Below are 19746 nucleotides of genomic sequence, written 5' to 3'. Positions count from 1 at the left end.
GCGCCTTCTTATTATTAACCCGGCTCATTTGCCCGACTCGGTGCCGTTTGGCGAGGAGACGTGAACGCCGCCCTGCCCGGCCAGAACCAGATTGCCATTGCCTGCTGCCGTCACTGCCGAAACGGAGATGCGATCCGCACGGTTGGCCACGTTGAAGGTTTCGCCATTGTCAGTGCTGCGAATCACCGAACCGCCGTTGCCAACGATGACGATAGTGCCGTCATCGAGCAGCGTGCCGCCGGACAAACCAAATTCCAGGGCACCGCGTTCAGCCTGGAGCACGACTTGCGCCCAGGTGGTGCCGAAATCCGTGGAACGGTACAGGTTGCCGCGCAGGCCGTAGGCCAACAACGTATTGGGCTGCGCCGTGCCGATCACGCCGAACAGCGAACCCTGGTACGGACCTTCGAGTTTTTCCCAGGTTTGGCCCCAGTCTGCGGAGCGGAACATGCTGCCCTGCTCGCCGACGATGAACAGCCCGGCGTCCTTGACCGCGGCAATCGCGTTCAGGTGGAACTGGTCTGCGTTGTCGAGGCGGTCGCTGGCGTCTTCCCAATGCTTGCCACCGTCGGTGGTTTCCATCAGCGAACCGTAAGCGCCCACGGCAAAGCCGCTGTTGATGTCCTTGAACCAGACATCGAGCAGCGGCGATTCGCGCTTCAGGTCTTCGAATTGCTTGGTCCAGGTCGTGCCACCGTCTTCGCTGGCGAGGATTTGCGCGTCGTGGCCGACGGCCCAGCCATGCTTGTCGTCGACGAAAAACACCGACGTCAGCAGGGCGCGGGTCGGGACCTTGGCTTGCGTCCAGGTGGCACCCTGGTCATCGGAATACAGGATATGCCCACGATCCCCGACCGCCACCAGGCGCTTGCCGGCATGGACGACATCGAGCATCAGGCTTTTGGCAGCCTTGGCAGATTCAATGGAATAAACAACATCGGATGCTGGCGCCGCTGCGGCCAGCGCAGGGGTCGACAGCATGGCAGAGCCCAACAGCGAGAGCGCCGTAGCCAGCAACGCGACTTTGCGTAAAGCCGGCGGGCGGCAGATACCCACACCCATGACAGGCACACTCATAGACCTTCTCCCATTATTATTGTTAGGTCGTTCAACCTTTCTGGGCGCCGCAAGGGTACATGCCTGGACCGGGTGTTTCAGGGCATAGTCCTGAAACCCGCAATCCAGAGCCCCTTCGGAAGCTGGCCTATCCTATCGGTGTTTTTTAATGTCTGACAATCGACGCCACGTTATCTTTTGTTAACCGCGGTAATAACGTGGGTGGGTGAATGGGGGAATATCAGGAAGGGTGATGGCGCCTGAACTGACGCCTTCGCGAGCAGGCTCACTCCTACAAGGTTTGCGCGATACCTTGTAGGAGTGAGCCTGCTCGCGATTGAAGCGACGCGGTCTGCAAGACAGGCCGCGTCATCAGGATCAAGCGAGGCTTTTGCTGACCACTTCAAACACATCGCTAGACAGTTGGCCGCAAGCACGAATGCGTTCCAGCTCACCTTTCATCAACGCCTGACGCGCATCGTCATACTTGCGCCAGCGAGTCAGCGGTGCCAGTTGGCGCGAGGCGATCTGCGGGTTGAAACCGTTCAGCTCGATGACCAGGTCCGCCAGGAAGCGATACCCGGAACCGTCGGCGGCGTGGAAGTTGATCAGGTTCTGTCCGGCAAACGCACCAACCAGTGCGCGCACCTTGTTCGGGTTCTTGATGTTGAACGCCGGGTGCTGCATCAGCGCCTTGGTACGTGCCAGGCCACCGGGCAACACACTGCCGGCCTGCACGCTGAACCACTGGTCCATGACCAGCGGGTTGTCCTTGAAGTGTTCGGCAAAACTCGCCAGCGCCTTGGCTTTCTCAGCCTCGAAGGGCGAATTGACCAACACCGCGAGCGCCGTCAGGCGTTCGGTCATGTTGTCGCAGGCGTCGAACTGCTCCAGCGTTGCCGCCAGAACTTGCGGCTTGCCGCTGAGCATCAAGTAAGACAGCGCGATGTTCTGCAAGGCACGACGGGCGAAATGCTCGGCTTCGGCCACGTACGGCGTCTGCTTGGACAGGTCGCGATTGGCCTGGTAACGCAGCCACAAGCCTTCGAACAACGCATCGGCCAGTTGCTTACGGGCAAACTCACGCGCCGTGTGAATCGCTTCGACATCCGCCACTTCGCTGATTTCGGTCAGGTACGCCTCGCTTGGCAGCGAGAGCATTTCCGCGACCATCGCCTGATCCAGCGATTGGTCCGACAGCACGGTACGCAGCGCCGACACCAGACGCTGATCGAGCACCAGCGCCTCGCCCTTGCGCTGCTGGCCGATCAACTCTTGCAACACCTGCACCGACAATTGCTGGCCGGCATCCCAACGGTTGAAGCCGTCAGTGTCGTGCTGCATCAGGAACATCAACTGGTCGCGGTTGTACGGGAAGCTCAGTTTCACCGGCGCTGAGAAGCCACGCAGCAACGAGGGCAGCGGTTGTTCGGCGACGTCGACGAAGGTGAAGGTCTGCTCGGCCTCGGTCACGGAAATGACCCGCGACGTGCCTTGTGCTGCCGCTTCACCGGACAGACGCAGGGCAATCGCTGCGCCTTTGGAATCCAGCAGTCCCAGTTCCACCGGGATCACGAACGGCAGTTTTTCAACCTTGTCCGGGGTTTGCGGGCAGCTCTGGCGGAAGGTCAGGCTGTAGGTTTTCGCCGCGGCGTCATAGGACTCGCTCACCGCCAGACGAGGTGTACCCGCCTGGCTGTACCAGCGCTTGAACTGGGTCAGGTCGACACCGTTGGCATCTTCCATGGCCTTGATGAAGTCATCGCAGGTGACGGCCTGGCCGTCGTGGCGTTCGAAGTACAGGTCACTGCCTTGGCGGAAACCTTCGGCGCCGAGCAAGGTGTGGATCATGCCGACCACTTCCGAGCCCTTTTCGTACACGGTCAGGGTGTAGAAGTTGGAGATCTCGATGAAGCTGTCCGGGCGCACGGCGTGGGCCATGGGACCTGCGTCCTCGGCGAACTGGTGGGTACGCAGGTACGCCACGTCCTGGATGCGCTTGACTGTCGCCGAGTTCATGTCCGAGGAGAACCCGGCGTCGCGAAACACGGTGAAGCCTTCCTTGAGCGACAGCTGGAACCAGTCGCGGCAGGTCACGCGGTTGCCCGACCAGTTATGGAAGTATTCGTGGGCCACAATCGCCTCGACCCGCTGGTGCGCGGCGTCGGTGGCGGTTTCGGCCTTGGCCAGCACGGCGCTGGAGTTGAAGATGTTGAGGCCCTTGTTCTCCATGGCACCCATGTTGAAGTCATTCACGGCGACGATCATGAAGATGTCCAGGTCGTACTCACGACCGTAGACCTCTTCGTCCCAACGCATGGATTTCTTCAGGCTGTTCATCGCGTGCTGGCACTTGTCGATGTTTTCCGGCTCGACATAAATGCGCAGCGCCACGTTACGCTCGCTCAGGGTGGTGAAGCTGTCTTCGACGCACCACAGGTCACCGGCCACCAACGCAAACAGGTACGCCGGTTTCTTGAACGGGTCTTCCCAGGTCGCCCAGTGCCGGCCGTCTTCGCCAGGGCCGCAAGCAATCGGGTTGCCGTTGGACAGCAGCACCGGATAGCTGTGTTGTTCCGCGACCACCGTGGTGGTGAACGTGCTCATCACGTCCGGGCGGTCGAGGTAATAGGTGATCTTGCGGAAACCTTCGGCCTCGCACTGGGTGCAGAACATCGTGCCGGACTTGTACAGGCCTTCCAGCGCGGTGTTGGTTTCCGGGTGGATCCGCACGCTGGTGTCGACCGTGAAGGTGGTGCTGGTCGGGTGCAAGGTCAGGTGGTTCTCGCTCAGTTGGTACTGCGACTCAGACAGTTCCTGGTCAGCCAGGGTGACCGAGAGCAGTTCCAGCTGCTGGCCGTCCAGCACCAGCGGCGGCAAGCCCGGGCCACGTTCGGGGTTGCGGCGCATCACCAGTTGCGCATGGACCAGGCTGTGGTCCTCGAACAACTCGAAGGTCAGGTGCGTTTCGTCGATCAGGTACTCGGGCGCCTGATAGTCCTTGAGGTAGATCATCTTCGGTTGTTCGGTGCGCATGCTGGAGTCCTTACTGATGCACGGCGAGCTGGTAAGCCGTGTATTTACGAATGTTGATCACGCCGGTGTCGAAGATCAGGTATTGGCCCTTGACCCCCATCAGCGTGCCTTCGGCAATCGGGTTCTTGTCCAGGTTGAAGCTGACGATCTTCGCCGGGTACTGCGAGACCGGGTAGCGGATTTCCAGCGGTTCGACATCGGTCACCGGCTGGATCGCCTGCAAGCCAAAGCGTTGCTGCAAGCCCAGCAGGCCGTCGGCGCAGCTGTCGAACAGTTGGTCGCGCACCTCGGCCAGGTTCACCGCCGCCGCATCGCCCTTGAGTAAAGCACGCCAGTTGGTCTTGTCGGCCACCTGGCTGCGAAACAGATCCTCGACGAAACCGGACTGCTGGCGAGTCGAGACACGCATGATCGGCAAGGCCTGGCTTGCACCCTGGTCGAGCCAGCGGGTCGGCAGTTGGGTGGCGCGGGTAATTCCGACTTTCACCCCCGAGGAGTTGGCCAGGTAGACCACGTGATCGGTCATGCAGAACTTCTCGCCCCACTGCGGCTCACGGCAGGTGCCGGCGTCGAAGTGGCATCGCTCCGGGCTCATGATGCACACGTCGCACTGGGCCAGCTTGGTCATGCATGGGTAGCAGTAGCCCTGGCTGAAACTGGTTTTGGTCTTGCGCCCGCAATGGGAGCAATGGATGGCACCCAGGAACTCCAGGCGGACGGTGGTGCCGATCAACGGATTGACCGGCACCTCGGTGTCGCCCAGGCGCAAAGCGTATTGCACGTTCGGCCCGTCCAGGCGTGCCGACATTTTACTGATTGCACCGCGGCCAATCTCGATCAATGGATGGCATCCGACTTGAACAGGATGTTCGGCACTTCGATCGACTTCGAGGCACATTCCTGCGGGCCCATGTAGCCGGTACGCTGGTCTTCTGGCAGGTTCTGGATTTCCCAGGCGATCATCGCCTGCAGGGACAGCTCGCGTTGTTCGGCGGTGAGTTTGCCACCGTCGGACCATTTGCCGATTTCCACGGCCAGTTTCAGGCTCTCGTAGATATCGGGGGTGATGTTCTGGATCATTTCGTTAAAAGAGGACATTGGGTCTCCGTCTCTTTATTGCGTGTTCTTGAATTAGGCGGCCAGTTTACGGCGGTTATACAAACCGCCCAACAAACCGGTGAAGCATCCGATGAGTAACCCGCCGACGTGGGCCGCATTGGCGATTTCGCCGAAGCCGATCATCGAGACCAGCCCCGACAGGCACAGCAGCAGCCACACCAGCATCATCACCAACACGCCGCGCGGCAGGCGATAAGCCGGGTTCGGCGCCAGCAATTGGAAGATCCAGCAATGCCCGAGCAGGCCGTACAGCACGCCGGACAAGCCGCCGAACAAGGTCGGCCCGCTGAAATAATACTGGGCGTAGTTGGACACCAGGCTGAACAGCAGGGTCAGGCCGATCAGGTTGATGCTGCCTTGGCGCGACTCGATGCGCCGCCCCAGCTCCCAGTACCACATGCCGTTCATCGCCAGGTGCAGGATGCCGAAGTGGATTAGCATCGGCGTCACCAGTCGCCACCACTGCCCCGCCGCCAGGGTGTCGGCCAGCGGTGTGAAGTGAATGTATTCGCCGACCACACGAAATTGCAGGAACGTCAGCCAGCGCATCGTTTCCAGGTTGTCGCCGAGCAAGGTGACGGCGCCAACGATGATGCTCAGCAGCAATATCAGCGCGGTAGCCCTGGCGTGTTTCAACTGCTCGACAAAACCCGGGCGCTTGACGGTTTGCGCCACCGGGATATCCAACTGTTGGTCGGGGTCGCCCGCCGGAAAGCGTTCGTACAATGCGCGCACGTCTTCACTGATGTTACTCGGCACCCACAGCACCTGCTCGCCCGCTTCTTCGCTGACCCGATGGGGCACTTGCATGCGTTTGAGCAGCGTGACGAACCCGCTCAAATCCACCGCCAGGGGCAGACGCAATACCGCTACAGCACTCATTGCAATACCTCGGGCCGCTCGACATCGACCCAGACAAATTTATTCGGATCGAGGCGGGTTTCCTGATCCAGACGATAGGCCACCAGTTTGCCGTACAGCACGGCGCTGTAATCCAGGCAGGCCAGGTTCGGGCGGATCGGCGCCGGTTTGCCGCTGCGCCAGTAATGACCGACGAACAACAACGGTTCATCACTGCCATAGCGCAACAACCTGTTCTTTTCAGTGGAGCTCAGCGGTGTCTGGGCCACCGGTTCCGGCAAGGCATCCGGCTGGAACACGATGTCGCCGTAGGTCTTCGGATCATCTTCCCAGAACTTGGTGCGGAAGAATGAACGCACCAGGCCATCGCCGCTGGTCATGGTCAGGCCGTGGGGCAAGCGCATGTCGGTGCCGCGCAGCAAGCGGTCGAACACAGTGCAGGCAAAGGAACCCGCCTCGGCCGACGTCTGCAGAAAATGCTCGTCGATGCAACCGTTGGGGAACAACGCCCGCAGCGGCTCGATCAGCCCGGCATCCCAGCACGCGTGCACCACGCGAAAACGCCCGGCATCTACGAACAATGGCAGCTCATAGAACCATTGCTGGAAGTCATGCCAGTCACCCGGATGGTGTTCGAACTGGGTCAGGGTTTCGTGCAACAGGCGTGCATGGCGCGGCGTATGTTCGCGCACGAACTGCTTACCGCTGCCGGGCAGCGCCGGCGTGACCCAGCCCAGGGCATTGAATTCGTGGTTGCCCATGATGCACAGCGCCTGACCGGCCTCGACCATGTCGTGGACGATGTGCAGCGCTTCACGAATACGTGGGCCGCGGTCGATGATGTCGCCGACGAACACGGCCATGCGCGAAGCATGGCGCCAGACGCCGCCCTGTTTGTGGTAACCCAGTCGGTCGAGCAAGTGCTCCAGGGTCAGAGCGCAACCGTGCACGTCACCGATCAGGTCGTAGCTACGCGCGGGATCGAGCATCAGTCGCCTCCACCCCCCAACTTGCTGCCCCAGCCGAGCTTGGTCCGGCAGACTTCATAGTAGTTGTGGTCGAGCGGATGAATCAGCCGCAGCTTCTGGGCTTTCTTGCTCACGGTAATGGTGTCGCCGGGCGCGCAGGTGAAGTGGTTCTGCCCGTCACACGAGACTTGCGGGTAAATCTGCATATCCTTGGACACGACGATTTTGAGCTCACTGTTGCCATCGACCACGATCGGTCTACCCGACAAGGTATGGGGGTACATCGGCACAATCACAATAGCGTCGAGCTTGGGATGCATGATCGGCCCGCCGGCAGACAACGCATAGGCGGTCGAACCGGTCGGCGTGGCGACGATCAGGCCGTCGGCCTTCTGGCTGCAGACGAACTGGCCGTCGATGTACAGCTCGAACTCGATCATTCGCGTGGATTTGCCGGGGTGCAGGACCACATCGTTCAGCGCATCGCCCTGGCCGATGGCCTCGCCGTGGCGGCGGACTTCGGCTTGCAGCAGGAAGCGGTTTTCCACCAGGTAGTGGCCATCCAGCACTTCGGCGACCTTGATTTCCAGCTCGTCGGGACGGATGTCGGTGAGGAAACCCAGGCTGCCACGGTTGATGCCGAGCACCGGGATATTGTGCCTGGCCAGCGCCCGGGCTGCACCGAGCAGACTGCCGTCGCCGCCGACCACGATGACCATGTCGCAGACTTCGCCGAGCATCTTGCGCGACGACGTTTGCAGGCCGTGCCCCGGCAGCACTTCGGCGATAGTGTCTTCGAGGATCACGTGCAGGTGACGATCGAGCAGAAACCGTTTCAGTCGGCGGACGGTATCCAGCACCTGGGAACTGCCCAGGCGACCGATGATGCCGATATTGCGAAATTGCTCCATGGGGCTCCTGCGGGGATCTGCGTGGCGGCGAAAAGCACGATTATGGGCGAAAGCCGCCCGTAGACAAAATCCTTTCAGCTTCAAGGGTGTGCCCGGGTTTCGGGCTATGCTCGCAAGATGATGCTATTTCCCGATTTGCTCCGCCTGCCCCATCAGTTACGCCATCCTGAAGTGCGTGACCTGGCGTGGGTCATCCTCGCCCCGCCTATGCTCGTCGACACCCCGTGGCCGCAGCGTCATCCGCTGGCCGGCAGCGATTGGGTGCAGGCACCGCAGCATCTGGAGCAATGGCTTCGCCAACTGGATCGTGACAGTTATGGCCTGCTGCACTGGCTGGCCCAGGCCCGGACCCGACGCTTGGGCCTGTACTACGAGCGCCTCTGGCAATTCGCCGTGCAGCATGCCCCGGGCATCGAGTTGATTGCCGCCAACCTGCCCATTCGCCGCGAAGGCCATACCCTCGGTGAACTGGACATGCTGCTGCGCGACCGCGACGGCGTACACCACCTGGAACTGGCGATCAAGCTCTACCTCGGGCCGCAAGCCGGCGACGGGCACGACACTGCCCAGTGGCTGGGCCCTGGCTGTCACGACCGGCTCGACCGCAAACTGGCGCACCTGAGTCAACATCAATTGCCGATTTCCGCCCGACCCGAAAGCCGTGAAGTGCTGGCGGCACTGGATATCCAGGCCTTCGACGCGCATTTGTGGCTGGGCGGTTATTTGCTGTATCCCTGGCCCGGACGGGCCGAACCGCCAGCGGGCGCCCATCCGCAGCATTTGCGCGGGCGCTGGTTGCATCAGAAGGATTGGTCGGCGTTATTGGCCCAGAGCGCGCCCGGGCGCTGGCAACCCCTGCCCCGCCATGCCTGGCTGGCACCGGCGCATTACGCAGCGGAACACACCTGGAACCCTGAGCAAATGCAGGCCTGGCTCGACGAACTGGACCCACTGTCACCCGCACAACTGCTGGTGCGCCTGGTGGAAAATGCCGAGGGTGATTGGGAAGAGGCCGAACGTTTGTTTCTGGTGGCGGATCTTTGGCCGAATGTGCCGGGGCAAAGTTGAGTATGGTGTTGTTTGGTCGGGCCTCTTCGTCGGCAAGCCAGCTCCTACAAAATCTGCGCGTAGGAGCTGGCTTGCCAGCGAAGGGGCCGCCCGGTTTAAACAAATCACAAACGAATCACATGCCCCTCAACCGGCGGAACCTGGCCATGAAACAAACGGGAAATAACCGTTTGCGCCGCCTCGTACCCCCGGCTCTCAATGACCTCCATCAACGGCTTTTCGCCCCCCGTCACCTGCCGAAAAAACTCGACCAACCCTTCGCCAATATGCTGGCTGACTCCTTCTGGCCCCCATTCGGCATTGCGCTTGCGGATTTGTATCGGCGCGAAGAAGAACACCGGTTGCGGCCCTTCGATTGCCGTCAAACGCGCCTCGCCCGTGCTTTGCGCCGAGCCTGCGAAGCAGCTTGTTCGGTCTCCTGCTGCGTCACAGTGGCGGGTCCCACAAGAGTAATGACAGCCGATGAAGAGCGGGTTCGGAAACTCAAAGGGCGGCGTGCCCACCCTCAATGCCCGCGCCAAGCCGCTGAAACGGCCAAGCCAGGCCCGGGCGATCTTCACCGTCGAGGCGATTTACCAGGCGTTTGTTCGGATTTGGCAACGCGACGGCTGGGCCGGCCTGACCACCCGCGAGGTGGCACTGGAAGCTGGTGTGGCGGTTGGCACGCTGTATGACCATTTCCCCAGCAAGGAAGCCTTGCTCTGCGGGTATGCCCGGCATTGCCTGGATGATTTGTTGAAGCGCCTGGAAGAAGACGTCGTGCAAGCCCAGGACCTGGCCTGGCCTGTCCGGGTCAAGCGCCTGGTCGCATTGACCAGCGCCTCGTAGGCCGAAGCGCTGGTGCGCGAACCTCAGACTTTCTTGTGCTGCTCGACCCATTGCCCGTAGGCATTGATGAAACTCTGCAAGAACGGCTTCACCGACTCGGACAGTTTGCCCGCCTCGTCGAACGCCGAACCGGCCCCGCCCAGATAAGCTTCCGGCTGCTGCATCATCGGCACATTGAGAAACACCATGGACTGACGCAGATGGTGGTTGGCCCCAAACCCGCCAACGGCCCCCGGCGAAACACTGATAACGGCGCCGGGCTTGCCACTCCAGGCACTTTTGCCGTAGGGGCGCGAACCCACGTCAATCGCATTTTTCAGCGGAGCCGGCACCGAGCGGTTGTATTCCGGGGTGACGAACAGCACCGCGTCGGATGAACTCACCTGTTGCCGAAAAGTGCTGTAGGCTGCCGGCGGTGCAGCACCATCGATGTCTTCGTTATAGAGCGGCAGATCGCCAATTTCGATGATATTGAGCTTGAGATTGGCCGGTGCCAGCTCAGCCAGGGCCTTGGCGACCTTGCGGTTGATCGAATCCTTTCTCAAGCTGCCGACCACGACGGCGATCGTATAGACGTTGCTCATGGGAGATTCTCGACTGTCCGATATGAAGAGTTAGTAGTTATAGATGACGATTCAAGCAGCGGACGGTTGAAATCAGCGTCCCTGACTATTTTTTTCCGGTAGGAAAACTTACCTCGCCCAAGCACGGTCTACAGAGCCGCAAATTGAGTGATTTATCTCCAGAGGTTCTAAGCAGATGGCAGCAGTACTCGTCGGTCAGTTCCATGCAAGAGATGCGGAAGGCCGCATTTATTCGGTGCACGAGTTCCAGGAATCCACCCCGGCGGCAGACGGTTCAGCGCCTGTCACCACGTATAAACTGGCGATTGGCGACCGCGTCAACAAGGTCGCCGACAATGAATTCCTGCTGGTACAAGCCGGCATTACCATTACCCGCGAACCCCTGACCGCCAGCGCTTCATAACCCGACGTTATGATCAGAAGTCATATGCGCAGACTTGGGGTAGGATTCAGCCACTGACTCCTCCACCTGCTGAACATGGACTTCACGCATGCGCTTACGCCATATCGAAGTGATCCAGGCGCTCCTGCAGACCGGTCACCTGGGCACCGCCGCCGAATGGCTGCAGTTGCCGGTGGCCGAAGTCGAGCGGTTGCTGCGCGATGCCGAGGATCAGTTGGGTTTCATGCTGTTCGCCAGCGTTCGCGGTCGCTTGCAGGCCACTCGCGAGGCGCGGGAGCTGCAAGCCGCCATCACCAACGTCTACGATGCGCTCGAACCGGTGCAACGCCTGGCCAACAGCCTTCGGCAATACCTGGCGCCACCGCTGCGCATCATCTGCACCCCGCCGCTCGCCAATCACCTTTTGCCTCACAGCATCGCCGCCCTGCGCCGACGCCTGCCCGATGCGCCCTGCACCCTGCTCAGCCAACCCACCCGCGACATCGTGCGCAGCCTGTTGCTGCGTGAGAGCGAGCTGGGGTTGAGCCTGCATCATCCCGATCACACCGATATCCAGTGCCAGGTGATTGCCCAGGGCAAACTGCAAGTGCTCGCGCCCCATGGCTGGCTGCAACCGAAACAGAAATACATTTCGCTTCAGGACCTGGCCGGTCAGTCGATGATTGGCCTGGAGGGGCACGACCCGCTGAGCCCGACGCTCGACAACAAGTTGCACAGCCTGCGCCCTGCGCCGGTGATCCAGACCCGTGTGCAGTCGCACCAGATGATGCGCAGCATGGTCGAGGCCGGCGAAGGCCTGGCCATTGTCGACCCCTTCACCGCCCTTGGCGCCAAAGCCTCGGGGCTGGACACCTGCCCGCTGGCACCGGCCGTGCCGATCAGCCTCTACGCCCTGTCGTTGAAGAGCGCCGAGCCTTCAACGGCGATTCAGACCTTATTGGCAATCATCACGGAACAAGCCGCGGCGATGCTGACGAGCTGAACGGATTTTCCAGCGGGTTTTCGAATATTCGATACCAGAACAGCGCAACTTCGGCGGTGTTCGGATCAATCCCGCGATAGCGCAAGTGATCGATTCCGCCAATCTCGTAGCCGCAGCGCTCATAGAGCCGACAGGCACCGAGGTTGTTGTTCTGGGTTTCGAGCATGATGCCGGGGAGTTTTTTCTTGCGGCTCCAGAACTGCGCCACATCCAGCAACGCCTTGGCCACGCCATGCCGTCGGGCCGGGGCATGCACCGCCAACTCGTCGATATGGGCAAAGCCGTTCCAGTTGGTGCTCACCACCAGGTGCCCCACGGGCTGGTCATCCAGATAGGCCATGAAAATCGCGCTGTCGGCAGCATCGCGAAAGCTGTTGAATTCCTCGGGGTCGATGCCGTAGCACTTGCGATACGGCGTGATCGGCGTCACCGGCCATTGCGAGACTGGCATGCCGATTTCAGCCGACCCGTAGGCGGCAACTTCAAAACTGAAATCACTGCCCCAGATATAGGCGGCGAAACCGTCATCGGCGACCCGCACCGACAGCCCTGGAAAATTTGGATTGATTACCGGCTGCATACTGGGAAAGGTCCTCACTCCTTGATGCAATCGACGGTGTAGTGCCGTCCATTGCCCTCGTCTTCATGTTGCAATCCGTGCACATCAGCAACGAACCCCGGGAAACTGCTATCGAACGTACGGGCAAACGCCAAGTAGTCGATGATTGAGCGGGTCGACTCGGTAAAGCGCTCGCCCGGCATGATCAACGGGATGCCCGGCGGGTACGGCACTAGCATCACCGCGGCAATGCGTCCGCCCAGCGCATCGATCGACACAGCCTCGACTTCACCGCGCACCAACTGATCATAGGCGTGGGCCGGCTTCATCGCGACTTCCGGCAATACCGTGTACATGCGCTTGAGGTGTTTGGCCGTGGCGTTGCTGCGGTAACAGGCGTGCAATTGGTCGCACAAATCACGCAGGCCCATGCCTTGATATCGCGCGTGATTCTCTTGCGCCACGCAAGGCAGGCAACTGGCCAAGCTGACGTTGGCATCGTAGCTGCGCTTGAACTCCAGCAGTTCGGTGAGCAGCGTGCTCCATTTACCTTTGGTGATGCCCATGGAGAACAACACCAGGAACGAATACAACCCGGTCTTTTCGACCACCAGGCCGCGTTCCCACAGGAATTTGCTGACCACCGCCGCCGGAATCCCGCGCTCGCTGAGGGCACCGCCAGCGGTCAACCCGGGCATCACCAGCGTGACCTTGATCGGATCGAGCAGCACGTAGTCGTCGGTCACGCCGCCAAAGCCGTGCCAGTCGGCATCCGGTTGCAGCAGCCAGTCCTCGGTGACGACCCGCTCATTGCCTTCTGCCGACGGCGGTTGCCAGATCGAAAACCACCAGTCATCGACGGCGATGTGCTGGCGCAAATTGGCCAGCGCCCGGCGAAAGCTCAGGGCCTCGTCAAACATTTCCTGCAACAGCGAACGCCCGGCCGGCCCTTCCATCATCGCCGACGCAACATCCAGCGAAGCGATGATGCCGTACTGCGGCGAGGTCGAGATGTGCATCATGAACGCTTCGTTGAAGCGATCCCGATCCAGTTGCCGGGCGCCACCATCGCGCACGTGGATCATCGACGCCTGACTGAATGCCGCGAGCAACTTGTGGGTGGAATGGGTAGTGAAGACCAACGGGCTGTGTTCATCACGGGAGGTGCCCATGCCATAGCGCCCGGCAAAAAACTCATGGAACGCCGCATAGGCATACCAGGCCTCGTCAAAGTGCAGCACCTCGACACTGTTACCCAGTTGCTGGCGAATCAGCTCGGCGTTGTAGCAGAGGCCGTCGTAGGTGGAATTGGTCACCACCGCGAGCTTGACCTTCGGTGAACGGCCTTTGGTCAACGGACTGGCGTCGATCTTCGCCTGGATCGATTCGCGGCTGAACTCGCTCAGAGGAATCGGGCCGATGATCCCCAGCTCATTGCGCTCCGGGCACAAGTACAGCGGGATGGCGCCGGTCATGATGATCGAGTGCAGCACCGATTTGTGGCAATTGCGGTCCACCAGCACCAGGTCGTCGCGCGCGACCACCGAGTGCCAGACAATCTTGTTGGCCGTGGACGTGCCATTGATCACGAAAAAGGTGTGATCGGCACCGAAGTTACGCGCCGCACGGGCCTCGGCTTCGGCCAGCGGGCCGGTGTGATCAAGTAGAGAGCCGAGTTCCGGCACCGACACCGAAAGATCCGAGCGCAGGGTGTTCTCCCCGAAGAACTGGTGAAACGCCTGCCCCACCGGACTTTTGTGATACGCCACACCGCCGCCGTGTCCGGGGGTGTGCCAGGAATAGTTGGAGTCTGCCGTGTGCTGCACCAACGCCTTGAAAAACGGCGGCAGCAGGCCATCCAGGTATTTGCGTGCAGCGCGCGCCACCTGCCGGGCGAGAAAGGGCACGGTGTCTTCGAACAGGTAAAGAATGCCGCGCAACTGATTGAGCTCGGCCATGGCGTCGGCCGGCGCATTTTCCAGGGTGACTTTTTCGCCGAGGGCAAAGATCGGCAAGTCCGGCGCACGCACCCGCGCCAGGCCGATCAGTTCGGCCATGTTTTGCAATAAATGGGAATGGCTGCTGGCGTCCTCGGAGGCAATCAACATGCAGGACAGGCCATGGTAAGTCGAGGCCACTAGCCGTCCTTCGGTGTAGTCCACCGCCGAGACGACGCTGAGTCCCTCTTGCTCCAGCTCACGGGCAATCCCCCGCACGCGGTCGCCGGCAACGTTGTCGGCCTTGATGTCGCGATGGACAATCAATACCGGGAATTTCAAATCCTTATACATGAGACTCAGTGTCCTGAGGCGGCAGGCCGGAGCCTGCCAATCACCTCAGGGTAGAGGGTTGCAGAGGATGTGGCGAGCACGATGCACCATTTTGTGGCGAGGGACGAGCATTCTTCGCCGCCGAACGGGGGCAAGCCCCCTCGCCACAAAAGCTACTCAGCACAAGTGTGGGATCAAGCCTGGCCTTACGCCTCAGCCAACTGCACCCACAACGCCGGCGCCCCCGCAGACTTGCCGATGATCTCCAGGCGCGCCGCGTGGCGCGCCAGGTCGTCTTCGCTGGCGCGGATGATGCGTGTCGGCTGGCGGTCGGCGGGCAAGCGGCGGATTTCGGTGGCCGAGTTGTCCGCCCCTTCACCAGAGCCGTTGCCATCGGAAGCATTACCGGCCAGGGACAGGCTGGTCTGGCCGCCGGTCATGGTCAGGTAGACGTCGGCGAGAATCTCGGAATCGAGCAAGGCGCCGTGCAGTTCACGGCCGGAGTTGTCGACGCCATAGCGCTTGCACAAGGCGTCGAGGCTGTTGCGCTGCCCCGGGTGACGTTCCCGGGCCATCATCAGGGTGTCGAGGATCGAGCAGTGCTGCGTGATGTCCGCACGCTCGTGCTGGCCCATGAGGGCAAATTCGTTGTTGATGAAGCCAACGTCGAAAGCCGCGTTGTGGATGATCAGCTGCGCGCCCTTGATGAACTCGAAGAACTCTTCGGCCACTTCGGCAAAACGCGGCTTGCCCACGAGAAATTCGTTAGTGATGCCGTGGACGCCGATGGCGCCCTCGTCACTTTCGCGATCGGGTTGCAGGTACACATGGAAGTGCCGGCCGGTCAGGCGGCGGCCCATCAACTCGACACAACCGATTTCGATAATCCGGTGGCCGTCGGTCACCGGCATGCCGGTGGTTTCGGTGTCGAGTACAACGGATCTGGTGGCCATCAGTGCTCAGCTCTCAATCGGTCAATCGCGCAAAAGCGGCGATGTTAACACGCTTGTCGGGGGCTTTCAGGAAGACCGTGCAACGTCGATCGCGAGCAGGCTCACTCCTACAGACGAAGACCACTTGTAGGCGCGAGCCTGCTCGCGATCAGCCGCAACTCAATGTATCGGTTAAAGCCGAATCAACTCTGCTTGTACCCGCGCACTTCATCTACTCCACGGTTGGCCAACTGGTCGGCCCGCTCGTTGCCGTGGTGGCCAATGTGCCCACGGACCCATTTCCAGGTAACCTTGTGGCGGTTGACCTGCTCGTCGAGCAACTTCCACAGGTCAGCGTTTTTCACCGGCTCCTTCGCCGCGGTTTTCCAGCCGCGCTTCTTCCAGTTGTCCATCCATTCGTTGATGCCTTTCATCACGTATTGGGAGTCGGTCACCAGCAGCACCTCGCAGGGACGCTTGAGTTCTTCCAGGCCGCGGATCGCGCCCATCAGTTCCATGCGGTTGTTGGTGGTGTTGGCTTCGCCGCCCCAGAGCTCCTTTTCGACGCCCTTGCACACCAGCAGTGCGCCCCAGCCGCCAGGGCCAGGGTTGCCCTTGCAGGCGCCGTCGGTGAACAGTTCTACGCTATCGCTCATGCCTATCTATCCAGAAAATGCGTTGGCCCGCCGATCACAGATCGACGACGCCCGAAGCCGGGGCAAGCCCGGCCACAAATAAAAGTGAGTATTACGGTTCGATGTTGCGCCGGTTGACCTTGGCCATCGGCAACGGAATCAGCTTGCCCATCGGTTCGCGACGTTCCTGGCGGACCGGTCGCAGGCCCACCACGATCTTGCGCGCCACCAATAAATAGAAGCCGCCACCCGACAATTGCCAATCGCCGGCCTTGCGTTCCCAACCGGCCAGGCGGGTTCGCCATGCCGGTGACGCAAGCGGCGGACGATAGCACCCGAAGCGGCGTTTCTCCAGCGCGAAGCCCAGCAGGTTCAACCAGTCCGCGACCCGTGACGGCGAAATGCAGCGCGCCTTGCGCATGGCATCATGGGCGAACACATGGCGCAGGCCCCACGTGCTCCAAGGGTTGATGCCAATGATCAGCAGGTGCCCGCCGGGGCGCACGCTGCTCGCGGCCTCGCGCAGCAAACCGTGGGGCGACAGGCAGAAGTCCAGGCCATGTTGCAGCACCACCACGTCGGCGGCGTGCTCGCTCAAGGGCCAGGCCTGTTCCTCGCAGACGATCTCGACCCCCGGCAACGGTGCCCCCAGGCGCACATTGCGCTGCACCTGCGGCGCTGACGGCGGTGCCTGGGCCGACGGACCGTAATGCACCAGATAGCCACCAAAGAACCGCCCGAGCTCGTCTTCGAGCATGCGCCGCTCTTCATCCAGCAGAAATTGCCCGAGAGGGCCGGCCAGCCACTCGCGGGCCGCGCTGATCAACGCCAGCCAGTCAGGATCGGCCTGTGCGAACGCTTTATCAGTCATTGCATTCTCCAACGCGCCAGGAAGTTCTAAGATGCGCCATTGTTTCCCGCTTGGCGAATCCGACGATGATACAGATCACTGCGCTCCCCGCCTTCACCGACAACTACATCTGGTTGTTACAAGACCACGGCAGCAAGCGCTGCGCGGTCGTCGACCCGGGTGATGCCGCCCCCGTACAAGCCTGGCTCGAGGCCAATCCGGGCTGGGTGTTAAGCGATATTCTGATCACTCACCACCATCATGACCACGTCGGCGGCGTCGAACTGCTGAAGAAAGCGACAAACGCGAAAGTCTATGGGCCGGCGAGCGAAAAGATCCCGGCGCGCGATGTTGCGCTCAAGGACAACGACACCGTCAGCGTGCTCGGTTGGGACTTCGATGTGTTCGCCGTCCCCGGCCACACCCTGGGGCATATTGCCTATTACCATCACGGCCTGTTGTTCTGCGGCGACACGCTGTTTGCCGCTGGCTGCGGACGTTTGTTCGAGGGCACGCCACAACAAATGTACCGCTCGCTGACACGCCTCGCCGAATTGCCTGAAGACACGTTGGTGTATTGCACTCACGAATACACCCTGAGCAATTTGAAATTCGCCGCGGCCGTCGAGCCGAACAATCCGGATACCGCCGAACGCCTGGCCAAAGTCAGCCGCCAGCGCGAGTCCGGGATCATGACGCTGCCATCGACCCTGGCGCTGGAAAAGCTCACAAACCCGTTTTTGCGTGCCGGTGAAACATCCGTTAAAGAAAAAGCGGACGAACGGACCGGCACCGATAACTCGGCGCCCGATATGGTTTTTGCTGCGCTTCGAGGCTGGAAAGACTCGTTCTAAAAGGCTCTCCAAAGACTGCAACAATTCTGAAAGGTTGACCGCGCAGGGTGCGCTTTCTAGAATCGCCCGACATTTTTGCCCGGAACTTACTTCCAGCCAATGTCGTCACCTATTCGCAAAGCCATCAATTCAGACGCATTGACCCGCCTGGCTCAAGCCATCGCGGTGGCTGTGTCCGCCACCTTGGCGGGCTGTTCCAGCCATGCGCCGACCGATGTCTCGCACTCGCCGAACATCGCCGCGCGCGCCAAGCAAAAACCGATCTGGCTCAGCGAAAAACCCAGCCCGCAAATCCCGCAGGACGTCTGGGAGCGCATGCGCCAGGGCTTCCAGTTGCAGGACGGGCTGGGCGTCAACCCGCGCATCGAGCAGCAGCGCCTGTGGTTCGCCAGCAACCCGTCCTTCCTGGAAAACGCCGGCGAACGCGGCAGCCTCTACATTCATTACATCGTCGAACGCCTAGAAGAGCGCAACATGCCCCTGGAACTGGCGCTGCTGCCAGTGATTGAAAGCGCCTACAACCCGATGGCCTATTCCCGGGCCGATGCGGTGGGGTTGTGGCAATTCATCCCGTCCACCGGTCGTTACTTCAACCTGCGTCAAACCCGTTTCTATGATGGCCGTCGCGACATCACCGCATCGACCACCGCTGCGCTGGATTACCTGACCCGCCTGCACGACATGTTCAACGGCGACTGGATGCTGGCCCTGGCGGCCTACAACGCCGGCGAAGGCACCGTCAGCCGGGCCATCGAGCGCAACGAGCGCCTCGGCCTGCCGACCGACTACTGGAACCTGCCGCTGCCTGCCGAAACCCAGGCCTATGTGCCGAAGTTGCTGGCCCTGTCGCAAGTGGTCATGTCGCCCGAAGCCTACGGCGTGAACCTCAACCCGATTGCCAACGAACCGTACTTCCAGGTCGTCGAGATCAACCAGCGCATGGACCTGTCCAAGGTCGCTGAAGTCGCCAACATCGACGAAGACGAACTGTTCCAACTCAACCCGGCCTTCAAGCAGCGCACCACTATCGACGGTCCGCAGCATTTGCTCGTGCCGACGTCCAAGGCGCAACTGCTGACCAGCAGCCTGCAGACCATGCGTCCGGAAGAACTGATCAGCAAGAAACCCCTCAAGCCCGTCTTCGAAGGCGCCGACGAGACGCGGATCGCCACGGTCCGTCGGTCGTACCGGGTCAAGCGCGGCGACAACCTCGGCTCCATCGCGAAGGCCAACAATGTCGACGTGAAGGATCTGCAGCGCTGGAACAAGCTGACCGGCAAGAACCTCAAGCCAGGCCAGACGCTGGTGATGCACGAGGCCGTCAAGGGCGGCTCCGGGCGCGTCAACACCGTGGTTGCGGCGAACAGCAAGAAACAGCAAACCAAATACAAGGTGCAACAGGGTGACTCGCTGTACATGGTAGCCAAGCGTTTCAACGTTGAAATGCAGCACCTCAAGCGCTGGAACCCGCGTGTCGGCCAGGCACTCAAGCCAGGCCAGATGTTGACGGTGGCCAATCCGCATTAAAAAACAGCCCCTGACTTCAGGGGTTTTTTTATGCCTGCAAAACCTGTAGGAGCTGGCTTGCCAGCGAAGGCGTCGGTACAGTCAATCTCCATTTCGCCTGTCACACCGCTTTCGCTGGCAAGCCAGCTCCTACAGTATTTACGTTGAACATAAATTATTTGAACGACAGCCAACCCGTAATTGGATGGACTCGCCCAAGCCGAGGCGTCAATGCGCCACGGTGGCAGTCTAAACAGCCAACGACAGCGAGGGCGAGTCCATGAAAAATCATAGTTCGATTCATCAATCCGTGTCTTCTTCTGA

Annotated in this window: 19 protein-coding genes and 2 pseudogenes; 6 read left to right on the top strand and 15 right to left on the bottom strand. The window is 60.9% G+C overall.

What is annotated here, in order from left to right; genetic code table 11:
• Nucleotides 1-24: 24 nt before the first annotated feature.
• The 7 genes from J1D76_RS24290 to J1D76_RS24260 all read right to left on the bottom strand — a co-directional run bounded on the left by J1D76_RS24290 (nucleotide 25) and on the right by J1D76_RS24260 (nucleotide 7951).
• Nucleotides 25-1077, bottom strand: coding sequence for a WD40/YVTN/BNR-like repeat-containing protein (locus J1D76_RS24290; protein ID WP_421140878.1), 1053 nt, complete (start codon nucleotides 1075-1077; stop codon nucleotides 25-27).
• Nucleotides 1078-1434: 357 nt separating this feature from the next.
• Nucleotides 1435-4092, bottom strand: a complete 2658-nt coding sequence (gene pepN, locus J1D76_RS24285) for an aminopeptidase N (protein ID WP_421140877.1) — start codon at nucleotides 4090-4092, stop codon at nucleotides 1435-1437.
• Nucleotides 4093-4102: 10 nt separating this feature from the next.
• The gene (locus J1D76_RS24280; protein WP_421140876.1) at nucleotides 4103-4933 is read right to left on the bottom strand and encodes a DUF2797 domain-containing protein; all 831 of its coding nucleotides are present in this window, start codon (nucleotides 4931-4933) and stop codon (nucleotides 4103-4105) included.
• Entirely contained in the window at nucleotides 4930-5190 is a 261-nt protein-coding gene (locus J1D76_RS24275) for a YeaC family protein (RefSeq protein ID WP_007979148.1), read from the bottom strand. Before J1D76_RS24275 ends, J1D76_RS24280 begins: the two co-directional genes overlap by 4 nt.
• Nucleotides 5191-5223: 33 nt before the next feature.
• Nucleotides 5224-6093, bottom strand: coding sequence for a rhomboid family intramembrane serine protease (locus J1D76_RS24270; protein ID WP_421140875.1), 870 nt, complete (start codon nucleotides 6091-6093; stop codon nucleotides 5224-5226).
• Complete coding sequence (locus J1D76_RS24265; RefSeq protein ID WP_421140873.1) at nucleotides 6090-7061, bottom strand: metallophosphoesterase; 972 nt, start codon at nucleotides 7059-7061, stop codon at nucleotides 6090-6092. The genes J1D76_RS24270 and J1D76_RS24265 overlap by 4 nt, the downstream gene beginning before the upstream one ends.
• Nucleotides 7061-7951, bottom strand: a complete 891-nt coding sequence (locus J1D76_RS24260) for an NAD(+) kinase (RefSeq protein ID WP_041480619.1) — start codon at nucleotides 7949-7951, stop codon at nucleotides 7061-7063. The genes J1D76_RS24265 and J1D76_RS24260 overlap by 1 nt, the downstream gene beginning before the upstream one ends.
• 117 nt (nucleotides 7952-8068) lie before the next feature.
• On the opposite strand from J1D76_RS24260, the gene J1D76_RS24255 reads away from it, so the two are divergent.
• A complete protein-coding gene (locus tag J1D76_RS24255) occupies nucleotides 8069-9019 on the top strand; it encodes a DUF1853 family protein (protein ID WP_421140871.1) in 951 nt (316 codons plus the stop codon).
• 104 nt (nucleotides 9020-9123) lie between these two features.
• Here the strand turns inward: J1D76_RS24255 and J1D76_RS24250 are convergent, their stop codons facing one another.
• Nucleotides 9124-9522: a DUF2855 family protein gene (locus J1D76_RS24250; RefSeq protein WP_421140870.1), complete on the bottom strand. Its 399-nt coding sequence runs from the start codon at nucleotides 9520-9522 to the stop codon at nucleotides 9124-9126.
• Between J1D76_RS24250 and J1D76_RS24245 the strand changes: the two are divergent.
• Nucleotides 9482-9835: pseudogene (locus J1D76_RS24245) on the top strand (TetR/AcrR family transcriptional regulator); the annotation flags it as partial. The gene J1D76_RS24250 and the pseudogene J1D76_RS24245 overlap by 41 nt on opposite strands.
• Before the next feature lie 35 nt (nucleotides 9836-9870).
• On the opposite strand, the gene J1D76_RS24240 reads toward J1D76_RS24245, so the two are convergent.
• Nucleotides 9871-10431 carry an NADPH-dependent FMN reductase gene (locus J1D76_RS24240; protein ID WP_421140869.1) on the bottom strand — a complete coding sequence of 187 codons (561 nt, stop codon included), beginning with the start codon at nucleotides 10429-10431 and terminating at the stop codon, nucleotides 9871-9873.
• Nucleotides 10432-10606: 175 nt separating this feature from the next.
• Here J1D76_RS24240 and J1D76_RS24235 point away from each other — a divergent pair, with 175 nt between their 5' ends.
• Both J1D76_RS24235 and J1D76_RS24230 read left to right on the top strand, forming a co-directional pair.
• Nucleotides 10607-10834, top strand: a complete 228-nt coding sequence (locus J1D76_RS24235; protein WP_421140868.1) for a hypothetical protein — start codon at nucleotides 10607-10609, stop codon at nucleotides 10832-10834.
• An 88-nt stretch (nucleotides 10835-10922) separates the two neighbouring features.
• Nucleotides 10923-11816, top strand: a complete 894-nt coding sequence (locus J1D76_RS24230; RefSeq protein WP_421140867.1) for a LysR substrate-binding domain-containing protein — start codon at nucleotides 10923-10925, stop codon at nucleotides 11814-11816.
• On the opposite strand, the gene J1D76_RS24225 is transcribed toward J1D76_RS24230, so the two are convergent.
• From J1D76_RS24225 to J1D76_RS24205, 5 genes are all read right to left on the bottom strand, one after another.
• Nucleotides 11782-12396, bottom strand: a complete 615-nt coding sequence (locus tag J1D76_RS24225; RefSeq protein WP_421140866.1) for a GNAT family N-acetyltransferase — start codon at nucleotides 12394-12396, stop codon at nucleotides 11782-11784. The two genes, J1D76_RS24230 and J1D76_RS24225, sit on opposite strands and share 35 nt — an antisense overlap.
• Nucleotides 12397-12410: 14 nt before the next feature.
• Nucleotides 12411-14666 carry an Orn/Lys/Arg decarboxylase N-terminal domain-containing protein gene (locus tag J1D76_RS24220; protein WP_421140865.1) on the bottom strand — a complete coding sequence of 752 codons (2256 nt, stop codon included), beginning with the start codon at nucleotides 14664-14666 and terminating at the stop codon, nucleotides 12411-12413.
• 185 nt (nucleotides 14667-14851) lie between these two features.
• Nucleotides 14852-15598 (bottom strand): DNA polymerase III subunit epsilon, encoded by a 747-nt coding sequence (dnaQ, locus tag J1D76_RS24215; RefSeq protein WP_421140864.1) that lies wholly within the window; start codon nucleotides 15596-15598, stop codon nucleotides 14852-14854.
• Between the two features lie 182 nt (nucleotides 15599-15780).
• Complete coding sequence (rnhA, locus tag J1D76_RS24210) at nucleotides 15781-16233, bottom strand: ribonuclease HI (protein ID WP_053158774.1); 453 nt, start codon at nucleotides 16231-16233, stop codon at nucleotides 15781-15783.
• Nucleotides 16234-16324: 91 nt separating this feature from the next.
• Nucleotides 16325-17083 carry a methyltransferase domain-containing protein gene (locus J1D76_RS24205; protein WP_421140862.1) on the bottom strand — a complete coding sequence of 253 codons (759 nt, stop codon included), beginning with the start codon at nucleotides 17081-17083 and terminating at the stop codon, nucleotides 16325-16327.
• 65 nt (nucleotides 17084-17148) lie between these two features.
• Here J1D76_RS24205 and gloB point away from each other — a divergent pair, with 65 nt between their 5' ends.
• Nucleotides 17149-17916, top strand: a complete 768-nt coding sequence (gloB, locus tag J1D76_RS24200; protein ID WP_421140916.1) for a hydroxyacylglutathione hydrolase — start codon at nucleotides 17149-17151, stop codon at nucleotides 17914-17916.
• Nucleotides 17917-18015: 99 nt separating this feature from the next.
• Complete coding sequence (locus tag J1D76_RS24195) at nucleotides 18016-19443, top strand: transglycosylase SLT domain-containing protein (RefSeq protein WP_421140860.1); 1428 nt, start codon at nucleotides 18016-18018, stop codon at nucleotides 19441-19443.
• On the opposite strand, the pseudogene J1D76_RS24190 reads toward J1D76_RS24195, so the two are convergent.
• Nucleotides 19440-19746 (bottom strand): annotated as a pseudogene (locus tag J1D76_RS24190) (hypothetical protein); the annotation flags it as partial. The gene J1D76_RS24195 and the pseudogene J1D76_RS24190 overlap by 4 nt on opposite strands.

This window comes from Pseudomonas sp. NFX15, from assembly GCF_049132105.1.
GTDB lineage: Bacteria > Pseudomonadota > Gammaproteobacteria > Pseudomonadales > Pseudomonadaceae > Aquipseudomonas.
The sequence above is the reverse complement of the archived record's forward strand: the minus strand, read 5'-3'. Positions and strand labels throughout refer to the sequence as shown.

Excerpts from the sequence above, each read along its gene's own strand:
- rnhA (WP_053158774.1), bottom strand. The coding sequence starts at position 16,233 with ATGAGCGATAGCGTAGAACTGTTCACCGACGGCGCCTGCAAGGGCAAC.
- J1D76_RS24235 (WP_421140868.1), top strand. The coding sequence starts at position 10,607 with ATGGCAGCAGTACTCGTCGGTCAGTTCCATGCAAGAGATGCGGAAGGC.
- J1D76_RS24240 (WP_421140869.1), bottom strand. The coding sequence starts at position 10,431 with ATGAGCAACGTCTATACGATCGCCGTCGTGGTCGGCAGCTTGAGAAAG.
- J1D76_RS24195 (WP_421140860.1), top strand. The coding sequence starts at position 18,016 with ATGTCGTCACCTATTCGCAAAGCCATCAATTCAGACGCATTGACCCGC.
- J1D76_RS24270 (WP_421140875.1), bottom strand. The coding sequence starts at position 6,093 with ATGAGTGCTGTAGCGGTATTGCGTCTGCCCCTGGCGGTGGATTTGAGC.
- J1D76_RS24230 (WP_421140867.1), top strand. The coding sequence starts at position 10,923 with ATGCGCTTACGCCATATCGAAGTGATCCAGGCGCTCCTGCAGACCGGT.
- J1D76_RS24290 (WP_421140878.1), bottom strand. The coding sequence starts at position 1,077 with ATGAGTGTGCCTGTCATGGGTGTGGGTATCTGCCGCCCGCCGGCTTTA.
- J1D76_RS24260 (WP_041480619.1), bottom strand. The coding sequence starts at position 7,951 with ATGGAGCAATTTCGCAATATCGGCATCATCGGTCGCCTGGGCAGTTCC.
- dnaQ (WP_421140864.1), bottom strand. The coding sequence starts at position 15,598 with ATGGCCACCAGATCCGTTGTACTCGACACCGAAACCACCGGCATGCCG.
- pepN (WP_421140877.1), bottom strand. The coding sequence starts at position 4,092 with ATGCGCACCGAACAACCGAAGATGATCTACCTCAAGGACTATCAGGCG.
- J1D76_RS24265 (WP_421140873.1), bottom strand. The coding sequence starts at position 7,061 with ATGCTCGATCCCGCGCGTAGCTACGACCTGATCGGTGACGTGCACGGT.
- J1D76_RS24255 (WP_421140871.1), top strand. The coding sequence starts at position 8,069 with ATGATGCTATTTCCCGATTTGCTCCGCCTGCCCCATCAGTTACGCCAT.
- J1D76_RS24225 (WP_421140866.1), bottom strand. The coding sequence starts at position 12,396 with ATGCAGCCGGTAATCAATCCAAATTTTCCAGGGCTGTCGGTGCGGGTC.
- J1D76_RS24205 (WP_421140862.1), bottom strand. The coding sequence starts at position 17,083 with ATGACTGATAAAGCGTTCGCACAGGCCGATCCTGACTGGCTGGCGTTG.
- J1D76_RS24275 (WP_007979148.1), bottom strand. The coding sequence starts at position 5,190 with ATGTCCTCTTTTAACGAAATGATCCAGAACATCACCCCCGATATCTAC.
- J1D76_RS24220 (WP_421140865.1), bottom strand. The coding sequence starts at position 14,666 with ATGTATAAGGATTTGAAATTCCCGGTATTGATTGTCCATCGCGACATC.
- gloB (WP_421140916.1), top strand. The coding sequence starts at position 17,149 with ATGATACAGATCACTGCGCTCCCCGCCTTCACCGACAACTACATCTGG.